Here is a 19,723-nt window from a genome sequence, read left to right on the forward strand (position 1 = left end):
CTCGCTGTTACTTATTACGACGACGTACGATAAGTTTATCGGTACGCTTGTTACTTCGGGTTTTCTTACCTTTAGTAGGAACACCCCAAGGAGATACTGGATGACGACCACCCGACGTGCGTCCTTCACCACCACCGTGTGGGTGGTCTACTGGGTTCATGGCAACACCACGAACTGTAGGACGAACACCACGCCAGCGGGTTGCACCGGCTTTACCCAGTGAACGCAGCATGTGCTCTGCATTGCCTACTTCACCAATGGTGGCGCGGCAATCAGATAGTACTTTACGCATTTCGCCAGAACGTAGACGCAAGGTAACGTAGTTTCCGTCACGTGCTAGGATCTGAGCATAAGCACCGGCAGAACGTGCAATTTGTGCACCTTTACCAGGCTTCATTTCAATTGCGTGTACAACAGAACCTACTGGGATATTACGCATTGGCAATGTGTTACCAGACTTGATCGGAGCATCCGAACCAGACTGGATTGCATCACCAGCTTTCATACCCTTTGGAGCCAGAATGTAACGACGCTCACCATCTGCATACAATACTAGTGCAATGTTAGCAGAACGGTTAGGATCGTATTCTAAACGCTCAACAGCGGCTGGAATGCCGTCTTTGTTGCGTTTAAAGTCAATCACACGGTAGTGTTGTTTATGACCACCACCAATATGACGAGTTGTAATACGACCATGGTTGTTACGACCGCCAGATTTGCTGTTCTTTTCAAGCAAAGGTGCGTAAGGCGCGCCTTTGTGAAGGTCAGGGTTAGTAACCTGAACAACGTGACGACGACCGGCAGAAGTTGGCTTAGCTTTCAATAATGGCATTTCTAATCCCCTTCTTACTCAGCGCCACCGACAAAGTCGATGTCCTGACCTTCTTTAAGAACCACGTAGGCCTTTTTCCAGTCACTGCGTTTACCGAAAGACTGACCGTGACGCTTGGTTTTACCCTTAACGTTTACAGTACGAACACCTTCAACCTCAACTTCAAACAGTTTTTCAACTGCAGCTTTGATTTCAGCTTTGTTCGAATCTTTCGCTACTTTAAATACAACCGTGTTGCTTGCTTCAGCAGCCATAGTAGACTTTTCTGAAACATGCGGTGCTAAAAGCACCTTCAGTAGACGTTCTTCTTTCATGCTAACGCCTCCTCAAGTTGTTTAACCGCATCAGCTGTAATTAGCACTTTTTCAAATGCAATCAAACTTACTGGGTCGATGCCTGCAACATCACGTACGTCAACTTTGTACAAGTTGCGTGCCGCTAGGAACAAGTTCTCATCAACATCAGCAGTAACGATAAGAACATCATTTAGTTCATAGTCGTTAAGCTTAGCAATAAGTTCTTTTGTCTTAGGTGCTTCCACACCAAACTTCTCTACCACAACCAAACGGTCTTGACGGATTAGTTCAGACAAGATGCTTTTTAAAGCACCACGATACATTTTCTTGTTAACTTTTTGATCAAAGTCACGAGGCTTGGCTGCGAATGCACGACCACCACCAACCCAAATTGGGCTGCGGATAGTACCAGCACGAGCACGGCCTGTGCCTTTTTGACGCCATGGCTTCTTACCACCACCACGTACTTCAGCGCGAGTCTTCTGCGCCTTTGTACCCTGACGAGCACCTGCACCGTAAGCTACAACGACTTGGTGTACCAAGGCTTCGTTGAATTCACGTCCAAAGGTCGCTTCGGATACTTCAAGAGCGCTTTGCGCATCTTTCAATGTTAATTCCATCAGTTCACTCCCCAGACGTTACGCTTTAACAGCTGGCTTAACGATTACATCGCCGCCAGTTGCGCCAGGTACGGCACCTTTAACAAGGATTAGGCTGTTTTCTACGTCTACACGTACCACTTCCAAAGATTGGGTAGTCACTTGCTTGTTACCAAGCTGACCAGCCATTTTCTTACCTTTGAAAACTTTACCAGGTGATTGGTTTTGGCCAATCGAACCAGGTGCACGGTGAGACAAAGAGTTACCGTGAGTCATACGCTGTGAACTAAAGTTCCAACGTTTGATCGCGCCAGCAAAACCTTTACCTTTTGATGTACCAGTGACATCAATCTTTTTAGTGTCGTTAAAGATTTCAACAGTGATTTCACTGCCTACTTCAATATCGCCACCTTCGTTATCTTCCAGGCGGAATTCTACTAGAGCACGACCTGCTTCAACACCAGCTTTAGCAAAATGACCTGCTTCAGCTTTGTTAACGCGGTTCGTTTTCTTGCTTCCAGTAGTAACCTGAAGAGCGCGATAACCGTCAAGTTCTTCAGTGCGTAACTGAGTAACACGGTTTGGGGTCGCTTCAATAACAGTCACAGGGATAGACGTACCATCTTCAGTGAAGATGCGAGTCATACCCACTTTACGACCGACTAGACCAATCGCCATTGTTATTACCCTCTCTTGTTAGCCCAGGCTGATTTGAACATCAACACCGGCAGCCAAGTCCAAACGCATTAATGCGTCAACTGTTTTATCAGTTGGCTCAATAATGTCTACTAAACGCTTGTGAGTACGAATCTCATATTGATCACGTGCATCTTTATTTACGTGAGGAGATGTCAATACTGTATAGCGTTCTTTGCGAGTAGGCAGAGGAATAGGACCGCTGACCTGAGCACCAGTACGTTTCGCCGTTTCAACGATTTCAGCCGTAGACTGATCGATCAACTTGTGATCAAACGCTTTCAAACGAATACGAATTCTTTGATTTGGCATCGATTAAGCTCCAATCGAAAGAACAAAAAAATTCACCTTTTCTCTTCCATTTTATTCTGGAAAGAAAAGATGTGCGTAAACCGATGGTTCCCAATTGGAACCCTGTTCTTTTTCCTAACACGCCTGTAGCAGTCTTATCTTATCGATTTCGCTTGCTACGCTGGCAACCACCCTAAAAGCAGTGAGGTCGCGGCTAGAAACATTGCCCTATTTGGGCAGTGGGCGCGAATTATACAGAAGGCAGGATTCATTGCAACCGCTAGATCGCTTTTTGTACACATTAATTGCAAATATATGACTTTAGTACAGCTGCTTCTTGTTAACAGGTAATGTAAAGTTACGCTATTGTTGAACCACCTTAATGTAAGTTGTATTGCCGTTAATGCGCTATATGTATAAGGTGGTAAAACGTATGCCACAATGTTTAATCAAATTTGGATATAGCAGCGTTACGCTGTGCTAAGAACACTATGGAAGTAGAAGACAGTCAGCATATTTTCACCCATGTAAAACGCATTCTGAATAATCACTCGTCTTTATTAGACGCTTACAGTTTGCTTGAGCCCATCATCCTTAACATGTTTGGTGCTACCCGTATGAGCATCTTTCAGCGTCGCCGACAACACCAAGACTTGGTCGCTCGGTTTAAAACGGGTAAAGAAACCTTAGAGATTAAAGTGCCTATTAGCCCGATGTCTATTGCAGGCTATGTTGCTATCTCACAACTGCCTTTACTCATAGCCGACCCCTATAACGCCGCTGAGCTGAAAGCTATTCATCCTCGTTTACGGTTTGCTGATAAGTTCGATAAAGACAACGACTTCAAAACCACTAACATTTTATGTGTGCCTATTCTTAATGCCGGTGTATTGATGGGCGTGATGCAAATTATCAATAAACAAAACGGCAGTTTTGACGATAACGATTTAGCGCGCGCCAACGACTTAGCATTAGTGTTAGGGGCTAAATTCCGTTATGAACTTGGTGGTACAAACAATCCATTTGATTCTTTACTACATAAAGGCTTAATAAACGAACCTGCGTTAAAAGCACTGCTATCTACCTCTAAAGACACTCGTACTATCGTGCAGGGTTTGATGTCTGAACATCGCGTTCCCGAACATGAAATTGGGCATTCCCTTTCTATTCATTACCAGGTTCCCTTTATTGGTTATCTACCCGATAAGTACCATCGTTATGAAGGTGAAAGCAAACTAAACCTGTCTTACCTTAAACGTAACCATGTTGCAGTTATTTCTGATGTGGAAGGTAATCCCATTGTGTTAATGGCAGAGCCTAATAACGCTGCGCTGTTGATGGAAACGGAAAGCGCGTTGGGTATAGAGAGCTACGAAATTGCGGTTGGTTTACCTCACCACATATTACAGTATTTAGGTGAAGGTGGCGGCGGTGCTGCCCCAGGCGACATGAATGAGATTCTTGATGAAATTGGTCTATCAAGTGAGGAAAACGACGAGCTTGTCGATGAACTTTCTGACGATGCCCCTGCGGTAGTACGTTTGGTTAGTCGTGTATTACACGATGCAAAACGCCTTGGCGCATCTGATATTCATATCGACCCAGAGAAGAATGCCCCTACTCGTGTAAGAATGCGGGTTGATGGTGTGTGCCGCGACATGAACAAGGTGCCTAACTCACACCATAATGCGGTTATTGCCCGTATTAAAATTATGTCTAACCTAAACATTGCAGAAAAGCGTGTACCTCAAGACGGTAAGTTAGCGTTCAAGATGAATGGGCAGTTGGTAGAAGTGCGTGTTGCCACCATTCCTACCGTGGCCGGTGAAGGTGTTGTTATGCGTTTGCTCGCGTCTGGCGGCGCTATGCCTATCGAGAAAATGAACTTAGCGCCTACCAATTTGAAACGCTTAGAAGACATGATTAAAAAGCCCCATGGCATCTTATTAGTGGTGGGTCCAACAGGTTCCGGTAAAACCACCACCTTGCATGCTATTTTGGGTTACTTAAACACGCCTGAGAAAAAAATATGGACCGCAGAAGACCCGGTAGAGATTACTCAGCCTGGTTTGCAGCAGGTTCAGGTAAGCCCCAAAATAGGCTTCACATTTGCGAACGCCCTACGGGCATTTTTACGAGCCGACCCCGATATTATTCTTATTGGTGAGATGCGTGATAAAGAAACAGCCCACGCTGGCATTGAAGCCTCGCTTACTGGTCACTTGGTGTTATCTACCCTGCATACCAACTCCGCCCCTGAAACCATTACCCGTCTGCTAGATTTAGGGCTAGATCCTGTGAATTTCTCAGATGCCTGTGTAGGCATATTAGCTCAGCGTCTTATACGAACCCTTTGTGGTAAGTGTAAGGAAGAGTACGTAGCGAGTGATACTGACATGGCCTTCATTGAAAGACAGTACGGTGCGCAGATGTTAGATGAATTAGCGTTGCCTTCTCCGCTAAAACTCTACAGAGCAAAAGGCTGTGAAGAATGTGGTAATACAGGCTATAAAGGTAGAACAGGGGTTCATGAGCTTCTAGGAATGACCCCTGAGTTACGCTCGTTGGTCTACAAAGAAGCCAGTGTGTCAGAGATGAAAAAGCAAGCCACTCAAGACGGTATGCGCACCTTAGTACAAGATGCCATTTTTAAAGTCATTAAGGGCGATACTGACATTCCACAGGTGCAAATTGTCGGCGGCGACTAACCAATACATATTTACTAACACTCTAATTTTGAAGATTTAAGCGATTCAGTATTAAATATAGCTAATTCATTTATTAATAAGGGAAAGGAAACCAATATGAAAGCAATAGTTTTTGCATTGTTATTTACAGGCACACTAATATCGACGGCGGCAGAAGCCCAATCAAGCACTAGAGACAAAATGTGGAAGAGTGAATATCTCTCAATTGTTGAAGGTGGTTTGTACGCGCTAAAAGCTGAAAAATACGAAGAGGCCTACACTAAGTTATTGGAAGGCGCGAAATTGGGTAATAAGACATCTCAATATTACTTAGCTCAAATGTATTTTCAGGGTTGGGGAATTGAACCTAACTATGAAGAGGGCTGGTTGTGGTTGCAAGTCGCGATGGAACAAAAAACGGCGGAGTGGAATCGTTCTTTTCGCTCAATTCGTGATGCTTTGCCAGAAGATTTCAAGACCTCGATGCAGCCCTATGTAGATGAACACATCGCACTGTATGGCGCAAAAGCTCAAGATTTGCGCTGTGAAAAACGTGCAGCTATTGGTTCTAACATTAAAGAGATTATCTGTAGCAAGCGATTCTACTAATTAATTTGTTAATTCATAAAAAAGCCCGACATTTATCGGGCTTTTTTATTTTTGGTTCCTAGCGCATTAAACACTCATCACTGCTTTCTATTTAATTGTTACTTCTTTAAGTATTGGCGAATTACATAATGCAAAATACCGCCGTTTTCGAAATAAGTGAACTCGTTTGAGGTATCGATACGAATATCCATCGAGAACGTTTGCGACTCGCCTGCATCGGACGTTACAGTGACATCTACTTCTTTTTGGTCGCGACTTACTGCCCCGATAGAAAAAGTTTCGTTCCCTTTAATGCCTAAGCTACTCGCACTGTCACCAGGCTTAAACTGCAACGGTAATATGCCCATACCGATTAGGTTCGAACGGTGAATACGCTCATAGCTTTCTACCATCACCGCTTTTACGCCCATTAATGAGGGGCCTTTCGCCGCCCAATCTCGACTCGAGCCTGTGCCATATTCTTTACCGCCAACGACAACTGCACCTACGCCTTCTTCTTTATAGCGCATAGCAGCATGGTAGATAGACATAGCATCACCACTTGGGTAATGGGTAGTTGCACTGCCCTTAGTACCCGGCGCTAACTGATTTTGTAAGCGAACATTGGCAAAGGTACCCCGCATCATTACTTCATGGTTACCTCGCCTAGATCCGTAAGAATTAAAGTCTTTGGTATCTACACCCTCTGCTTGCAAGTATTCACCTGCTGGACTGTCTGTCGCTATCGCGCCTGCCGGAGAAATATGATCTGTGGTGATTGAATCGCCCACTTTTACCAAGCATCTCGCGTTCTCGATAGCACTAAGTGCTTCAGGTTGTTCGCCCATGGTTTGGAAAAACGGAGGATGTTTAATATAGGTAGAGTCGGGCCAATCGTATACCGATGTTGGGCTAACCGTTAGGTCATTCCACACACCGCTTCCTTTAAATACGTCGGCGTATTTTGCTTTAAAGATATCACTAGTAACATGTTCGGCAATATGGCTTTGAATTTCATCTTCACTTGGCCAGATATCTTTTAAATATACTGGCTCGCCATTGCTGCCTAACCCTAGCGGCTCTTTAGTAATATCAATATTCATATTACCGGCTAACGCATAAGCCACCACCAATGGTGGTGAGGCTAAATAGTTGGCTGCAACATCTGAATGAATACGACCTTCGAAGTTACGGTTCCCAGATAGAACAGAGGTAACAGTAAGCTTGGCCTTTTTAATTGCATCGCTAATAGCATCAGGCAAGGGCCCTGAGTTACCGATACAAGTTGTACAACCATAACCCACAAGATTGAAACCGAGTGCTTCAAGTGGGTCCATCAAGTTTGCATCTTCAAGATATTGCGTCACCACCTGCGAACCAGGGGCTAAAGACGTTTTTACCCAAGGCTTTCGGGTTAACCCTTTTTCTGCCGCTTTTTTCGCAAGTAACCCTGCACCAATAAGCACTGAAGGGTTTGATGTATTGGTACAACTCGTAATGGCCGCAATAACAATAGCGCCATCTTCTAAGTTAAATTTATTGCCACGGAATTCCACATACGAATCATGCTCTTCGTTCACTTCAGGCACTGCACCGCCTTCTGCGACAAATTCCGTTTCTTCGTCTAGCACTTTCACATCAATCTGCGAACGGTGCCATTCATTAAATGCCTTTGATGCGTTATCTAGTGCAATTCTATCTTGAGGACGTTTAGGCCCTGCAATAGAAGGCACAACGTCGTTTAAGTCGAGTTCTAACGTTTCGTGGTATTGTGCATCTTTACTGAAGTCATCATGCCATAGCGAACTTTCCTTCGCATATGCTTCAACAAGTTCAATCTGCGATTCGTCACGCCCGGTTAGGCGCAAATAATCTAGCGCCACTGCATCGATAGGGAAGATACCGCAGGTTGCACCATATTCCGGTGCCATATTAGCAATAGTGGCGCGATCGGCTGTGGTTAAATGCTTCAAGCCCGGACCATAGAATTCAACAAATTTACCCACTACACCATGAGCACGAAGTTGCTGAGTGATTGTCAACACCATATCTGTTGCTGTTACGCCAGTTGGTAGTTCACCGTCTAATCGAAAACCCACTACTTTAGGTAGAAGCATGGTAACGGGTTGGCCTAACATGGCCGCTTCCGCTTCAATACCGCCTACCCCCCAGCCTAATACGCCAAGCCCATTAATCATGGTGGTGTGTGAATCGGTACCTACAAGGGTATCTGGATATACTAACGTGTCGTCACCTTCTTGCTTGGTGAAAGCAACACGGGCAAGGTATTCAAGGTTAACTTGGTGGACTATTCCTCGACCAGGAGGAACAACTTTGAAGTTATCGAAGCTCGATTGCCCCCATTTTAAAAATTGGTAACGCTCTTTATTTCGCTCAATTTCAACGTCGGTGTTTTTCTCTAACGCGTTTTCTTCTGCGAAGAAATCAACCATTACTGAATGGTCAATGACTAATTCTACTGGGTTTAGCGGGTTGATAGCCTGAGCATCGCCGCCTAACTTGTTAACTGCATCACGCATAGCGGCCAAATCAACAATAGCTGGTACGCCAGTAAAATCTTGCAAGATAACGCGGGCAGGAACAAAAGAAACTTCATGCTCGACATGATTTTCGGTGTTCCAAGTAGCAACTTGTTCAATGTCGTCACTGGTCACAAACTCTTCATTTTCGTGACGCAGTAAGTTTTCTAGAAGAATTTTAATACAATACGGTAATCGGTCGAGCGCAAAGTTCTCATTTACTTTGTCAAAGCTAATGGCCTTGAAGGAATTGCCATCGACATCGATATTGGAAAAAGATTGATATTTCACGCGCTCACCATCCTTATTTGCCTGTCATAAATATAGTTTTAGGAGCAAATTAGGAAACGCTAACCATTATTTGAATTGCAGTGCTATTAGTCACTTCTATTTTCCACCGCAATGATTTGGCGCTCCTACTTACTCTCACTTATAGCTGTATACGGTAACAAAGTGAAAAAAAGTTCATGTTGATTTCATACCCTTGCCCTAGCAGTTTACGTTGCTACTCAAAGGGTCTACTTTGCTACTTCGCTTGTCTTACCTGTTAAACTTGGCTTTTCGAAACTGGATTTTTCGTTGCCGATCAACGATGATAGCGTTCATCTTTTTTCGTATCCGTCTGACGCACCATTTCATTGGCATTCGTCGGGCATTTTCACTTTAACGCCGCAGGTAACCTTACTATGTATAAACTGGTACTTATTCGTCATGGAGAAAGTCAGTGGAACCTTGAAAATCGTTTCACTGGTTGGCACGACGTCGACTTAACTGATACAGGGGTAGCACAAGCTAAAACCGCTGGTCAGTTAATGAAAGATGCAGGTTTTGAATTCGATCAGGCTTACACGTCTGTATTGCTTCGTGCTATCAAAACGCTAAATATCTCTTTGGAAGAAATGGGTCAACATTACCTACCTGTTGAACGTCACTGGCGTTTGAACGAGCGTCACTACGGTGCGCTTACAGGATTAGACAAAGCTGAAACTGCTGCTAAGCACGGCGAAGAGCAAGTTAAAGTGTGGCGTCGTAGTTTCGACATTCCACCACCAGCAGTAGATACTGACAGCGAACACTTCCCAGGGGTAGATCGCCGTTACAATAACGTTGATGCCGAGATTCTTCCTCGCGGTGAAAGCTTGAAGATGACCATCGAGCGTGTACTTCCTTACTGGCACGATGTTATTCGTCCAGATATTCAAGCGGGCAAGCGCGTTATTATTGCTGCTCACGGCAACAGCCTTCGTGCATTGGTTAAATACTTAGATGGCATGTCTGATGAAGACGTACTAAGCCTAAATATTCCAACTGGTGTACCTTTGGTATACGAGCTAGACGAAAACTTGAAGCCTATCTCTAAAGAATACTTGGGCGATCCAGAAGCGATTAAAGCGATGATGGATGCCGTTGCTAAGCAAGGCAAAGCTAAGTAATCAAAAGCTTAGTAAACGAAGACTTAGTAATCGAAAGCTGACGCTGACTATTAGCGCGACGACTAAAAACCGCAAACATGGTTTGCGGTTTTTTTATGCCACTTGTTTTCAGTTCAATGCTCTAAAACGCTTCCCTTTTCCACCATCATCATTGTTACTAATTTGTAAACACTTACTATTCCCACTACATTGGCATCAAGCTCAGTTTTTACATCAGGTGTGCTATGCAGGTATCGGTCTTCAAATCAGCCAATAAACTCATTACCGGTGAGGGAGCGTTAGCGAATCTTGCCGTCGAGCTTTCAAGGTTAAACATTAAAGCGCCCGCCATTATTACCGATAAAGGCGTAAGTCAATCTGGTGCTCTTAGCCATGTTACCAATGTACTGAATTGCGAATGCCCTATTGTAATAGACGACATCCCTCCAGAACCTGAAATAAGCATTATTGAGCACAGGCTTGCTCGATTAAAACAACATAAGGTAGACGGAATTATTGCCGTTGGCGGAGGGAGTGCAATCGACAGCGCCAAAGTGCTTGCGGCTACGTTTGATTACACGGGCAACATTGCAGACTTGTTCGGTGAGAACCTAGTGCCAGGGCGCACATTACCCCTTATTGCTATTCCTACCACGGCGGGTACAGGATCAGAAGTGACGAATATTGCTATTTTGGCCGACCCTATCGCGCAGGTTAAAAAAGGAATCGTGAGCGATTACCTATTGCCCGACATTGCGATTGTGACGCCTGAAATGACATTAAGCTGCCCTAAACACATTACTGCCGCCAGCGGTGTGGATGCCTTTGTACATGCGCTTGAGGCCTACTTGTCCGTAAATGCCAGCCCTATTACTGATGCTTTGGCTAGCAAGGCTATGACACTTATTTATCACTCTTTGCCGCTCGCCTATGCAAATTCCAACGATGTTAAAGCACGTGAAGATATGGCAACCGGAAGTTTAATGGCAGGTTTGGCGTTTGGTAACGCGGGGGTTGGCGCCGTGCATGCGCTAGCTTATCCGCTAGGCGGTCGCTTTCATTTATCTCACGGCATGAGCAATGCGGTTATGTTGCCTCATGTTATGCGCTGGAATATAGGGGCTTGCCAACAGCGCTTTGTGGATGTGGCGGGCTTTTTACATTTGCCTATTTCTGATAAAACGCAGTTAGAAATTGCTAATCAGGTAGTAGATGCCATTGAAGCATTGTGCAGAAAAGTGGAAATACCTGCCACACTGCGCAACTTTGACATTAGCGAAGACGCTATTCCTTTATTGGCAGAAGAAGCGAGCAAAGTAACCCGTTTGCTGCGTAACAACCCAAGAGTATTAAGCAAACAAGATATCACCCATATATACAAAGAGGCGTTTTAAACGCCTCATCGGTAATACTTAACCACCTAGATGCGTGATCGCTATTTACCTAATTGGTTTACGATAGCTTCTGCAACCGCGTGAGCACTTGCTGGGTTTTGACCAGTGATAACACGCTCATCTTCAATCACGTGTACATTCCATGGTTGAACTTTACTGAATTTAGCGGCTTTACGGGCTAATGCTTCTTCAAGTAAGAACGGAATATCGTGAATGGTACCGTAATCCACTTCTTCTTCGCGGGTAAAACCAGTAATTGTTTTACTCGCAATTAGATCTTCGCCGTTACTAAGCTTTATAGGTAACAGCGCTGCTGGACCATGACATACCGCGCCAATAATACCGCCATTTTCGTAATGGGTAGCAGATAGTTTAGCAAAGTCTTCGTTACTGGCGAGGTCAGACAATAGTCCGAAACCACCTGGATAGAACACAGCTTCATAGTCATTAATGTTCACGTCTTTCACATTCATGCTGTTGCCGGTGCGCTGTCTAAAGTCTTCGTTGTTTAACACCGCTGCATTTACGTCGTCGCCTTCAATGTCGGTACCGTAAATAGGAATAGCACCGCCTTCAATTGACGCGATATCGTACTCTACGCCGTGTTTATTAAAAACATCGATTGCATGGGTAATCTCCGGCGAATAAGTACCGTTCGCTTGATCAGTAGTACCTAGTGTTGCGTGGTTTGTTACTGGGATAAGTATCTTTTTCATGGTTTCTTCCTATGCGTAAGACACATTAGCTGTGCCGTAGTAATCATGTGCATACACTATAGAATATCCCTGATAATTTGATAATATACGAAATAGTTAAATCACTATTGCCATATAGCAACAATAGTAATTTTTTACTCACACATCACGAGTGAAATAAATGGAAAGCTTCGAAGGCATTATAGAATTTGTGGCCGTGGCTGAACGCAAAGGTTTTTCAGCTGCCGCAAAACAATTAGGTTGCAGCACCAGTCACATCAGTAGACAAATTGCTCGGCTTGAAGCGCGTGTAGGCTGTATTTTACTAGCTCGTTCTACCCGCCAAGTCAATTTAACCGAGAACGGCGCACTTTATTACCAGCACGCTAAAGACTTGCTTATTGGCCTTCAACAGGCCAATGAGCAGGTAAGCCTTCAGCAGATAACACTTGATGGCGTGCTGCGAGTAAGTGCCGCAGGCGGATTTGCCGAGCACGCCGTGGCTCCCGCGTTAATGCAATTTGCGCTAGAGCACCCAGAGTTAACCATTGATATGGACTTTAACAGTCGCATGGTTAACTTTGTGGAAGACGATGTAGACTTTGTTATTCGCTATGGCGAGCTGGCCGACTCTAGCCTGATTGCGCGTAAACTAATTGAAAGGCCCATGATGGCGGTGGCCACCCGGGAATATTTAGCGCAATTTGGCGAACCTTTACACCCCAGTGATTTGAAAAAGCATAGCTGCGTTATTTCTAATAACGATGTATGGAAGTTTTCAAACAATGGCGCACAAGAAAATATAAAAGTGAAAGGCCGTTGGCGCAGTAATAATGCGAATGCGGTACTTGATGCCTGTGAACGAGGTTTGGGTATTGGCTACATGCCTAAAAGTACCTTTAGTGCATCGGTTGAAGCTGGGAAGTTACAGCCTATATTGCAACCTTACTGGGGCGACGGGGCAAGCAGTTGGATTGTGTATCAGAACAAGCGATTCATGCCGCTTAGGGTACGAATGGCCATTGATTATTTGGTGCAATATTTTGCAGACTGGGAAGACAAGGCGCTATGAAGGCTTTCATAACGACATGCGCTAACCGTGCGCTTGGTCAAAATACACCACGGAATAAAACCCGCCATAAAGTATGCTAATAAAAAACTGCCAGCAGATATTTCATTAAAATACCTGCTGGCAGTATGTATTGACTGGTTATTTTTGACGCTTAGTTGTGTATCAGCTAAAACTTGCGCTTTTTGCTTACAGTTCTCGCACCCACATGTTTCTAAAGCTGACTAAGTTGCCATGATCTTGTAACTGAATAGGCTCACAACCATGGGCGTTATATTTAGGTGCACCAATCCACTCGGTAGTGCCCTGAATCTCTACATGATTTTGTACCACCACTCCGTTGTGGATAACGGTTATGTACCCAGGCGATTCAAGCGCCTCGCCATCGAATACCGGTGCTTTGAAAATAATATCGTATTCTTGCCATTCACCTGGTGCGCGCATAGCGTTTACCAGTGGAATGGTCTGCTTATACACACTACCCGCTTGCCCATTTGGGTAGGTGGCATTGTTGTAGGAATCTAGCACCTGAATTTCATAGCGTTGCTGAAAGAAAATACCGCTATTATTTCGTTGTTGCCCTTCCATATCAGGCTCTGGTTGCGGTACCTTCCATTCAAGGTGGAGCTGAACATCACAAAAGCTTTGCTTGGTTTTAATATCGCCAGCGCCCGGCTTTACTGTCAGTTCACCGTCTGAAAATTGCCAATTGGCTTCTCCGCCTTTCACCGACTCCCACGCCGACAAATCACCAGTCAACAATGCTATAGCATCGGAAGGAACTTCATTCTTTTTAGCACTTACCACTGCGGGTACTGGCTCCCACACTTCTGTTTTAGCCGCTTGTTTTTCACGCTCGGCTCGCTCAAGTTGCTCTGTATTATCAGCAAATGCCATAGGTGCCATTGATGTTGTTAACACAGCAGCTAATGTCGCTACTTTGGCCAACCCGTTGTTACGTAATTTCATGTTTTTTTCCCTGCACTATGTATTTGGTTTCGCAGCTAACTCATTTTTATCTGAGAGCCTTAAGTAGCCCACGCTTTGTCACCTTTTTTATAAGGCAGCTCACCATTGTAATACCCAGGAATTGCTACATAACGTAGCACCTTAGTTGAACCTAATTTCGACGTGAAAAAGGTATACAAAGTAAGCTGTTTCAGCAACGTGAAATAATGCGGAATTGGGCCTTCGCTGCCTGTTTCCCATTGGCTTGGTTTAGCCGTTGGAATGCCGTTGCTAATACCTTCAGCCAAATTAGCGGCTTTCGCTTCTGTATCTAGCGTTGTAAACAAGGTTTCGCGCTGCGAACTACTTAATAACAGAAAGTCTTTTTTAAATGCTGCATTACTACGAACATTAATCGCCTTCATGCCGTCTTTAAACGCTTTTTGTAGCTTCGGGGTATAACAATCGGCAACAATAACCGGAATTACTAAGCCAACATTAGCTGCTTTTGCCCCTGGCGTGTCAGTTTGCGGAATGATGACTTCCGCCATTTCATTAATGAGCGCCACATCTTCTTTTGAAAAGCCTGTTTCAGATAAAGGCACAGGGGCAACAATGTCATAGGCCAGCGCTTTGCCACCCACAAGTGCGGTACCCGTGACGGTAGCAATGAGTTTTAATAAGTCTCTACGTTCCATTACAAGTTTCTCCGCTTTAACTCTTCTACGGCAAAGCTAGCCGCACGAGCGGTAAGTGCCATATAGGTCAGTGATGGATTTACACAACTTGCCGATGTCATACATGCACCATCGGTAACAAATACGTTAGGAGCATCCCATACTTGGTTGTGGCCGTTTAACACTGAGGTTTTTGCATCACGTCCCATACGTGCAGTACCCATTTCATGAATACCCATACCCGGTGCGTAATCTGCATCCCAGCCTTGAACGTTCTTAAGCCCTGCCGCTTCAAACATGTCTACAGCATCTTGCTGCATGTCTTTACGCATTTTCAATTCGTTTTCTTTTATCTCAACATCCATGGCAAGTACGGGCAGCCCCCACTTGTCTTTTAATGACTTGTTTAAATAAATACGGTTTGAATGGTCAGGTAGCATTTCACCGAAAGCTGTCATGCCGATAGTCCAGCCACCAGGCTCAGAAATAGCATCTTTCAAGCCTGCACCAATGCCCATTTCGGCTACATCTTGTCGCCAACCTGAGCGGCCAGCGCCACCTTGATAGCCAAACCCTCGTAGGTAGTCTCGTTTGTCATCGCCCCAGTTTCTAAAGCGCGGTACATAGAATCCACTTGGGCGGCGACCATAGGTATATTTGTCGTCGTACCCTTCAACTTGCGCAGAAGCTCCAACGCGGAAGTGGTGATCCATTACGTTATGACCTAGCTCGCCACTGCTGCTGCCTAAACCGCCATCCCATACATCGGTAGCCGAGTTCATTAGTACCCAGGCAGAGTTAAGTGCCGAAGCATTAACGAACACGATTTTGCTTTTAAAAACGTAAGTCTCGTTCGTTTCAGCATCAATAATTTCAACACCAGTCGCGCGCTTTTTGTCTTTATCGTACAAAACCTCTTTCACGATAGAGAACGGACGCAAAGTTAAATTACCGGTTTTCATTGCCGCAGGTAGGGTAGAAGATTGCGTACTAAAATAGCCCCCAAAAGGACAACCCAACCAGCACTTGTTACGGTATTGACAGTTAGTACGCCCATGTTCAGGCTTAGGCTCTGTCATGTTAGCAGTACGGCCTGGAATAATGTGCCGTGCACCGCCATAGGTTTTTTGTACTCGCGCGGCTACGTCTTTTTCAACGCAGTTTAATGCCATAGCAGGCTGATAAATACCATCAGGCAGCACATCTAAGCCGTCGCGGTTCCCGCTAATACCCGCAAATTTTTCTACGTAGTCATACCACGGTGCCACATCTTCATATCGAATAGGCCAGTCAACGGCTACGCCTTCTTTACCATTTGCTTCAAAGTCAGCTTTGTTTAAACGATAGCTTTGACGACCCCATAACAGTGAACGCCCACCTACGTGATAGCCTCTAAACCAATCGAAACGCTTATCTTCTGAGTAAGGGTTTTCAACTTCGTTGGCCCACATACCATGCGTAGACTCGTTAAGCGGGTAATCTCGCTTAAGTACTGGATAATCTACTTTCATTGCCTGTGTAGGTAGGTCGCGGTGTGGGTAGTCCCACGCTTCTTTGTGCGCGTTTTTGTAGTCTTTAACGTGTTCAATGTTTTTACCACGCTCAAGCATTAGTACCTTTAGGCCTTTTTCGGTGAGTTCTTTGGCCGCCCAGCCTCCGCTAATACCAGAACCTATTACGATTGCATCGTATTCGTTCGTTGCCATGTTATGTCCCCTTAAACACGTACTTCATGTATGGTGTTTGGTTGTAAAGTCATACGTCGCAGATAGATATCGCTTCTTTAAGCGACTCAATTCTGCCTGCTTTTGTATCTGGTGTTGGAATAAACTCTTGCGCTAAATACCCATCGAAACCTGTTTCTAAAATAGCCTTAGCAATGGCTGGGTAATACAGCTCTTGAGTGCTACCAATTTCGTTTCGCCCTGGCACACCGGCGGTGTGGTAGTGGCCAAAATAAGGATGGAAATCGCGAATCGTGCGAATAATATCGCCTTCGTTGATTTGCATATGATAGATGTCGTACAGCAATGAAAAGTGCTTGCTATCAAGGCGTTTGCATAGCTGAACACCCCATTCAGAGCTATCGGCCATATAGTCAGGGTGATCTATTTTGCTATTAAACAGCTCCATAAATATCACCACGCCACGCTTCTGGGCATGAGGTAAAATACGCTTTAAACCTGCCACAGCATTCTCTAACCCTTCCTCTTTATTCATTCCACGGGCATTGCCGCTAAAACAAATAAGGTTGGTATAGCCAGCATCAGCGACAAGGTCGATATGCTTTAAGTATCGGGCTTCTAACTCATCGTGTAAGTCGCTGTGAATGAAGCCATCTTCAAGGCTTATTTCAGCGCCATTACACATAGAAGAATCAATCCCGTGTTGCTTTAATACCGGCCAATCTTCAGGCCCCACTAAATCAATGGCCGAAAAGTTAAGCTCTTTCACTGTATTACACAGCTCTTCTATGGAAAGGTCGCCGTAAGTCCAGCGACTAACAGAATGATTAATATTGCCTTTTAGCGATGATTGCTTCATACCATTCTCTGTTTTATCTTCTGTACTATTTTCTGTGCTATCCGCTGCACTGGCCGCGTGTGCGCTGTGAAACGCTGAAGGTGCTAATACACCAGCGCCCGTCAGCGCCATTGCTTTTATTAAACTGCGTCTGCTTTCGTTATGCATCAGTGCTGACCTTTTCTGACTTAAACAACACCAAGAAAATAATTAATACAACAGCCGCAAAGCCTGCTGGAAACAGCCAGATATCTTGCCAACTATGAGATGTTGCCGTGGTGTATTCGTCAGTTATTTTCCCTGCTACGGCAAAACCAATCAGCATGCCCACCCCGTAAGTAGCCAAAGTGATCAAACCCTGCGCAGCGCTTTTGATGCGCTCGCCTGCTTTCGCATCGGTATAAATCTGCCCAGACACAAAGAAAAAGTCGTAACAAATACCATGCAAGGCTATGCCCACAATCAGCATAAACAGCCCTTCGTCTGCATCACCAAAAGCGAACAAGGCGTAACGTAATACCCAAGCAGCCATACCAATTAACAAGGTTGCTTTAATGCCAAATTTGTTTAGAAAAACAGGTAATGCAAGCATGAATAACACTTCAGACACTTGGCCTAAGGTCATTTTTCCGGTGGCATTTTCAACCCCAATTTCGGTTAAAAACGGATTGGCGTTTTGGTAGTAAAACGCAAGTGGAATACAAATAAGCACAGAAGATAAAAAGAAGATAAAGAAGTTTTTATCTTTAAGCAGCGCTAGCGCATCTACCCCTAATACATCGCGTAAACCTGTCTTTTGACCCGCCGCTTTAGGTGGTGTGGCAGGTAAGGTAAAGCTGAATATGCCTAAGGCTAACGATGCTATTGCACATAGCATAAAGGTGTTTCTAAGCATGCCATCGGCAATGGCCGAGGTGGAATCCCAAGAAAACACGTAACTAATAAGTAAACCTGCAACAATCCAACCTACTGTGCCCCATACACGAATTTTTCCAAACTCTTTTGAAGGGTTAGCCATTTGGCCAAAAGCCACTGAATTCACTAACGCGAGGGTTGGCATATAGGCAATCATGTAACCCAACACGTACGGATAAAAGGTGGTGAAGTCATTCGCCTGATACATCATATACATGAGTACCGCGCCACATAAATGCAGCACACCCAAAATACGCTCGGCGTTAAAGAACCTATCGGCAATTAACCCCACAATAAAGGGGGCAATAATTGCTCCCCAACTTTGGGTAGAAAATGCCATTCCAATTTGACCACCACTGGCCGACAAAGTGCCTGCTAAGTAAGTCCCCAAGGTGACAAACCAGCCGCCCCAAATAAAGAACTGCAAAAACATCATGGTGCTAAGACGTAGGGTTATCATGGTTGTTATTATCCTGTGTCTGCGGGAGAGCGTTATTCGCTTATACCCAAAATGCGGTTGTTTTTCGTTTCACTTACCTCGCCACCGGCGAAATCATCGAACGCGTAGCGGGTTGGCTGAATAATATGCTCAGCGATGAATGGCGCGCCTTCAGCCGCACCTTGCGCAGAGTCTTTTAAGCAACATTCCCATTCAAGTACTGCCCATCCGCAAAACCCGTACTGAGTAAGCTTGCTGAAAATACCTTTAAAATCGACTTGGCCATCACCTAACGAGCGAAAACGCCCAGGGCGATCTTTCCAATCTTGATAGCCGCCGTAAACGCCACTTCTGCCGTTAGGATTGAACTCGGCATCTTTAACATGGAACATTTTTATACGGCTGTGGTACCTGTCTATAAAATCCAGATAATCGAGCTGCTGCAGTACAAAGTGACTAGGATCGAACAATATGTTGGCGCGAGGGTGGTTATCTACCGCAGCTAAAAACATTTCAAAAGTAGCGCCATCATGCAAATCTTCACCTGGGTGAATTTCATAACATACGTCTACGCCCGCATCATCGAAGGCATCTAAAATAGGTAACCAACGCTTAGCTAACTCGGCAAACCCTTGCTCAACTAGCCCAGCTGGACGCTGCGGCCATGGGTACACTAAGTGCCACATTAAAGCACCTGAGAACGTAGCATGCGCGTTTAGCCCTAACCGTTTGCTGGCAATAGCGGCACACTTAAGTTGGTTTACCGCCCATTCAGTTCGAGCTTTTGGCTTGCCGTGTAAATGTGCTGGCGCGAAATTATCAAAAAGCTCATCGTAAGCGGGATGCACTGCCACCAGCTGTCCCTGCAAGTGCGTTGATAACTCGGTAATTTCTACGCCCGCGGCTCTACAAGTAGCGGCGATTTCGTCACAGTACTCTTGGCTTTCTGCTGCTTTTTCTAAATCGAACAAGGCAGGATCGGTGGGCACCTGAATGCCTTTATACCCTAATGACGCTGCCCACTTGGCCATATTTTCAAGTGTATCGAAGGGGGCATCTTTACCCATAAATTGGGCTAAAAATACAGCTGGGCCTTTAATTGGCATAGCTTCTTTGGCTGGT

At 45.0% G+C, this 19,723-nt stretch carries 18 protein-coding genes; 5 read left to right on the top strand and 13 right to left on the bottom strand.

Going from position 1 to position 19,723, the window contains the following annotated elements; translation table 11 throughout:
* Positions 1 to 7: 7 nt before the first annotated feature.
* Genes rplB through rpsJ form a run of 5 tightly spaced genes read right to left on the bottom strand, consistent with a single transcriptional unit; the run spans position 8 to position 2,735 of the window.
* A complete protein-coding gene (rplB, locus tag J8L84_RS00845; protein ID WP_057794456.1) occupies positions 8 to 832 on the bottom strand; it encodes a 50S ribosomal protein L2 in 825 nt (274 codons plus the stop codon).
* A 14-nt stretch (positions 833 to 846) separates the two neighbouring features.
* Positions 847 to 1,146 (bottom strand): 50S ribosomal protein L23, encoded by a 300-nt coding sequence (gene rplW / locus J8L84_RS00850; protein ID WP_013785733.1) that lies wholly within the window; start codon positions 1,144 to 1,146, stop codon positions 847 to 849.
* Positions 1,143 to 1,748, bottom strand: coding sequence for a 50S ribosomal protein L4 (rplD, locus tag J8L84_RS00855; protein WP_126872982.1), 606 nt, complete (start codon positions 1,746 to 1,748; stop codon positions 1,143 to 1,145). The genes rplW and rplD overlap by 4 nt, the downstream gene beginning before the upstream one ends.
* Before the next feature lie 18 nt (positions 1,749 to 1,766).
* Positions 1,767 to 2,405, bottom strand: coding sequence for a 50S ribosomal protein L3 (rplC, locus tag J8L84_RS00860; RefSeq protein ID WP_013785735.1), 639 nt, complete (start codon positions 2,403 to 2,405; stop codon positions 1,767 to 1,769).
* A gap of 18 nt (positions 2,406 to 2,423) precedes the next feature.
* A complete protein-coding gene (gene rpsJ / locus J8L84_RS00865) occupies positions 2,424 to 2,735 on the bottom strand; it encodes a 30S ribosomal protein S10 (protein WP_006012796.1) in 312 nt (103 codons plus the stop codon).
* 470 nt (positions 2,736 to 3,205) lie between these two features.
* Between rpsJ and J8L84_RS00870 the strand changes: the two genes are divergently transcribed.
* A complete protein-coding gene (locus J8L84_RS00870; protein ID WP_211069033.1) occupies positions 3,206 to 5,422 on the top strand; it encodes an ATPase, T2SS/T4P/T4SS family in 2,217 nt (738 codons plus the stop codon).
* Positions 5,423 to 5,518: 96 nt separating this feature from the next.
* Positions 5,519 to 6,010 carry a sel1 repeat family protein gene (locus J8L84_RS00875; protein ID WP_211069034.1) on the top strand — a complete coding sequence of 164 codons (492 nt, stop codon included), beginning with the start codon at positions 5,519 to 5,521 and terminating at the stop codon, positions 6,008 to 6,010.
* Positions 6,011 to 6,108: 98 nt separating this feature from the next.
* Here J8L84_RS00875 and acnA read toward each other — a convergent pair whose 3' ends face one another.
* Complete coding sequence (gene acnA, locus J8L84_RS00880; RefSeq protein ID WP_211069035.1) at positions 6,109 to 8,820, bottom strand: aconitate hydratase AcnA; 2,712 nt, start codon at positions 8,818 to 8,820, stop codon at positions 6,109 to 6,111.
* Positions 8,821 to 9,215: 395 nt separating this feature from the next.
* Here acnA and gpmA point away from each other — a divergent pair, with 395 nt between their 5' ends.
* Both gpmA and J8L84_RS00890 read left to right on the top strand, forming a co-directional pair.
* The gene (gpmA, locus tag J8L84_RS00885) at positions 9,216 to 9,962 is read left to right on the top strand and encodes a 2,3-diphosphoglycerate-dependent phosphoglycerate mutase (RefSeq protein ID WP_057794463.1); all 747 of its coding nucleotides are present in this window, start codon (positions 9,216 to 9,218) and stop codon (positions 9,960 to 9,962) included.
* A gap of 224 nt (positions 9,963 to 10,186) precedes the next feature.
* Positions 10,187 to 11,335: an iron-containing alcohol dehydrogenase gene (locus tag J8L84_RS00890; protein WP_211069036.1), complete on the top strand. Its 1,149-nt coding sequence runs from the start codon at positions 10,187 to 10,189 to the stop codon at positions 11,333 to 11,335.
* A 41-nt stretch (positions 11,336 to 11,376) separates the two neighbouring features.
* On the opposite strand, the gene J8L84_RS00895 is transcribed toward J8L84_RS00890, so the two are convergent.
* Entirely contained in the window at positions 11,377 to 12,051 is a 675-nt protein-coding gene (locus tag J8L84_RS00895; protein WP_211069037.1) for a type 1 glutamine amidotransferase domain-containing protein, read from the bottom strand.
* A gap of 160 nt (positions 12,052 to 12,211) precedes the next feature.
* Here J8L84_RS00895 and J8L84_RS00900 point away from each other — a divergent pair, with 160 nt between their 5' ends.
* Entirely contained in the window at positions 12,212 to 13,102 is an 891-nt protein-coding gene (locus J8L84_RS00900; protein ID WP_211069038.1) for a LysR family transcriptional regulator, read from the top strand.
* Between the two features lie 186 nt (positions 13,103 to 13,288).
* Here J8L84_RS00900 and J8L84_RS00905 read toward each other — a convergent pair whose 3' ends face one another.
* The 6 genes from J8L84_RS00905 to J8L84_RS00930 all read right to left on the bottom strand — a co-directional run bounded on the left by J8L84_RS00905 (position 13,289) and on the right by J8L84_RS00930 (position 19,707).
* A complete protein-coding gene (locus J8L84_RS00905; protein WP_211069293.1) occupies positions 13,289 to 14,005 on the bottom strand; it encodes a DUF1080 domain-containing protein in 717 nt (238 codons plus the stop codon).
* Between the two features lie 122 nt (positions 14,006 to 14,127).
* Entirely contained in the window at positions 14,128 to 14,745 is a 618-nt protein-coding gene (locus J8L84_RS00910; protein WP_211069039.1) for a gluconate 2-dehydrogenase subunit 3 family protein, read from the bottom strand.
* Positions 14,745 to 16,430, bottom strand: coding sequence for a GMC family oxidoreductase (locus J8L84_RS00915; RefSeq protein ID WP_211069040.1), 1,686 nt, complete (start codon positions 16,428 to 16,430; stop codon positions 14,745 to 14,747). Before J8L84_RS00915 ends, J8L84_RS00910 begins: the two co-directional genes overlap by 1 nt.
* 49 nt (positions 16,431 to 16,479) lie before the next feature.
* On the bottom strand, positions 16,480 to 17,415 hold the full coding sequence (locus J8L84_RS00920) for a TIM barrel protein (RefSeq protein WP_211069041.1): 936 nt from the start codon (positions 17,413 to 17,415) through the stop codon (positions 16,480 to 16,482).
* Positions 17,408 to 18,622, bottom strand: coding sequence for a nucleoside permease (locus tag J8L84_RS00925; RefSeq protein WP_211069042.1), 1,215 nt, complete (start codon positions 18,620 to 18,622; stop codon positions 17,408 to 17,410). The genes J8L84_RS00920 and J8L84_RS00925 overlap by 8 nt, the downstream gene beginning before the upstream one ends.
* A gap of 32 nt (positions 18,623 to 18,654) precedes the next feature.
* Positions 18,655 to 19,707 carry a sugar phosphate isomerase/epimerase gene (locus J8L84_RS00930; RefSeq protein WP_211069294.1) on the bottom strand — a complete coding sequence of 351 codons (1,053 nt, stop codon included), beginning with the start codon at positions 19,705 to 19,707 and terminating at the stop codon, positions 18,655 to 18,657.
* Positions 19,708 to 19,723: the final 16 nt, after the last annotated feature.

Origin of the sequence: Alteromonas sp. MMG017 (assembly GCF_018100795.1) — a bacterium.
In the GTDB taxonomy this organism is placed as follows: Bacteria; Pseudomonadota; Gammaproteobacteria; order Enterobacterales; family Alteromonadaceae; genus Alteromonas.

Excerpts from the sequence above, each read along its gene's own strand:
- rplB (WP_057794456.1), bottom strand. The coding sequence starts at position 832 with ATGCCATTATTGAAAGCTAAGCCAACTTCTGCCGGTCGTCGTCACGTT.
- rplW (WP_013785733.1), bottom strand. The coding sequence starts at position 1,146 with ATGAAAGAAGAACGTCTACTGAAGGTGCTTTTAGCACCGCATGTTTCA.
- rplD (WP_126872982.1), bottom strand. The coding sequence starts at position 1,748 with ATGGAATTAACATTGAAAGATGCGCAAAGCGCTCTTGAAGTATCCGAA.
- rplC (WP_013785735.1), bottom strand. The coding sequence starts at position 2,405 with ATGGCGATTGGTCTAGTCGGTCGTAAAGTGGGTATGACTCGCATCTTC.
- rpsJ (WP_006012796.1), bottom strand. The coding sequence starts at position 2,735 with ATGCCAAATCAAAGAATTCGTATTCGTTTGAAAGCGTTTGATCACAAG.
- J8L84_RS00870 (WP_211069033.1), top strand. The coding sequence starts at position 3,206 with ATGGAAGTAGAAGACAGTCAGCATATTTTCACCCATGTAAAACGCATT.
- J8L84_RS00875 (WP_211069034.1), top strand. The coding sequence starts at position 5,519 with ATGAAAGCAATAGTTTTTGCATTGTTATTTACAGGCACACTAATATCG.
- gpmA (WP_057794463.1), top strand. The coding sequence starts at position 9,216 with ATGTATAAACTGGTACTTATTCGTCATGGAGAAAGTCAGTGGAACCTT.
- J8L84_RS00890 (WP_211069036.1), top strand. The coding sequence starts at position 10,187 with ATGCAGGTATCGGTCTTCAAATCAGCCAATAAACTCATTACCGGTGAG.
- J8L84_RS00895 (WP_211069037.1), bottom strand. The coding sequence starts at position 12,051 with ATGAAAAAGATACTTATCCCAGTAACAAACCACGCAACACTAGGTACT.
- J8L84_RS00900 (WP_211069038.1), top strand. The coding sequence starts at position 12,212 with ATGGAAAGCTTCGAAGGCATTATAGAATTTGTGGCCGTGGCTGAACGC.
- J8L84_RS00905 (WP_211069293.1), bottom strand. The coding sequence starts at position 14,005 with ATGGCACCTATGGCATTTGCTGATAATACAGAGCAACTTGAGCGAGCC.
- J8L84_RS00910 (WP_211069039.1), bottom strand. The coding sequence starts at position 14,745 with ATGGAACGTAGAGACTTATTAAAACTCATTGCTACCGTCACGGGTACC.
- J8L84_RS00915 (WP_211069040.1), bottom strand. The coding sequence starts at position 16,430 with ATGGCAACGAACGAATACGATGCAATCGTAATAGGTTCTGGTATTAGC.
- J8L84_RS00920 (WP_211069041.1), bottom strand. The coding sequence starts at position 17,415 with ATGCATAACGAAAGCAGACGCAGTTTAATAAAAGCAATGGCGCTGACG.
- J8L84_RS00925 (WP_211069042.1), bottom strand. The coding sequence starts at position 18,622 with ATGATAACCCTACGTCTTAGCACCATGATGTTTTTGCAGTTCTTTATT.
- J8L84_RS00930 (WP_211069294.1), bottom strand. The coding sequence starts at position 19,707 with ATGCCAATTAAAGGCCCAGCTGTATTTTTAGCCCAATTTATGGGTAAA.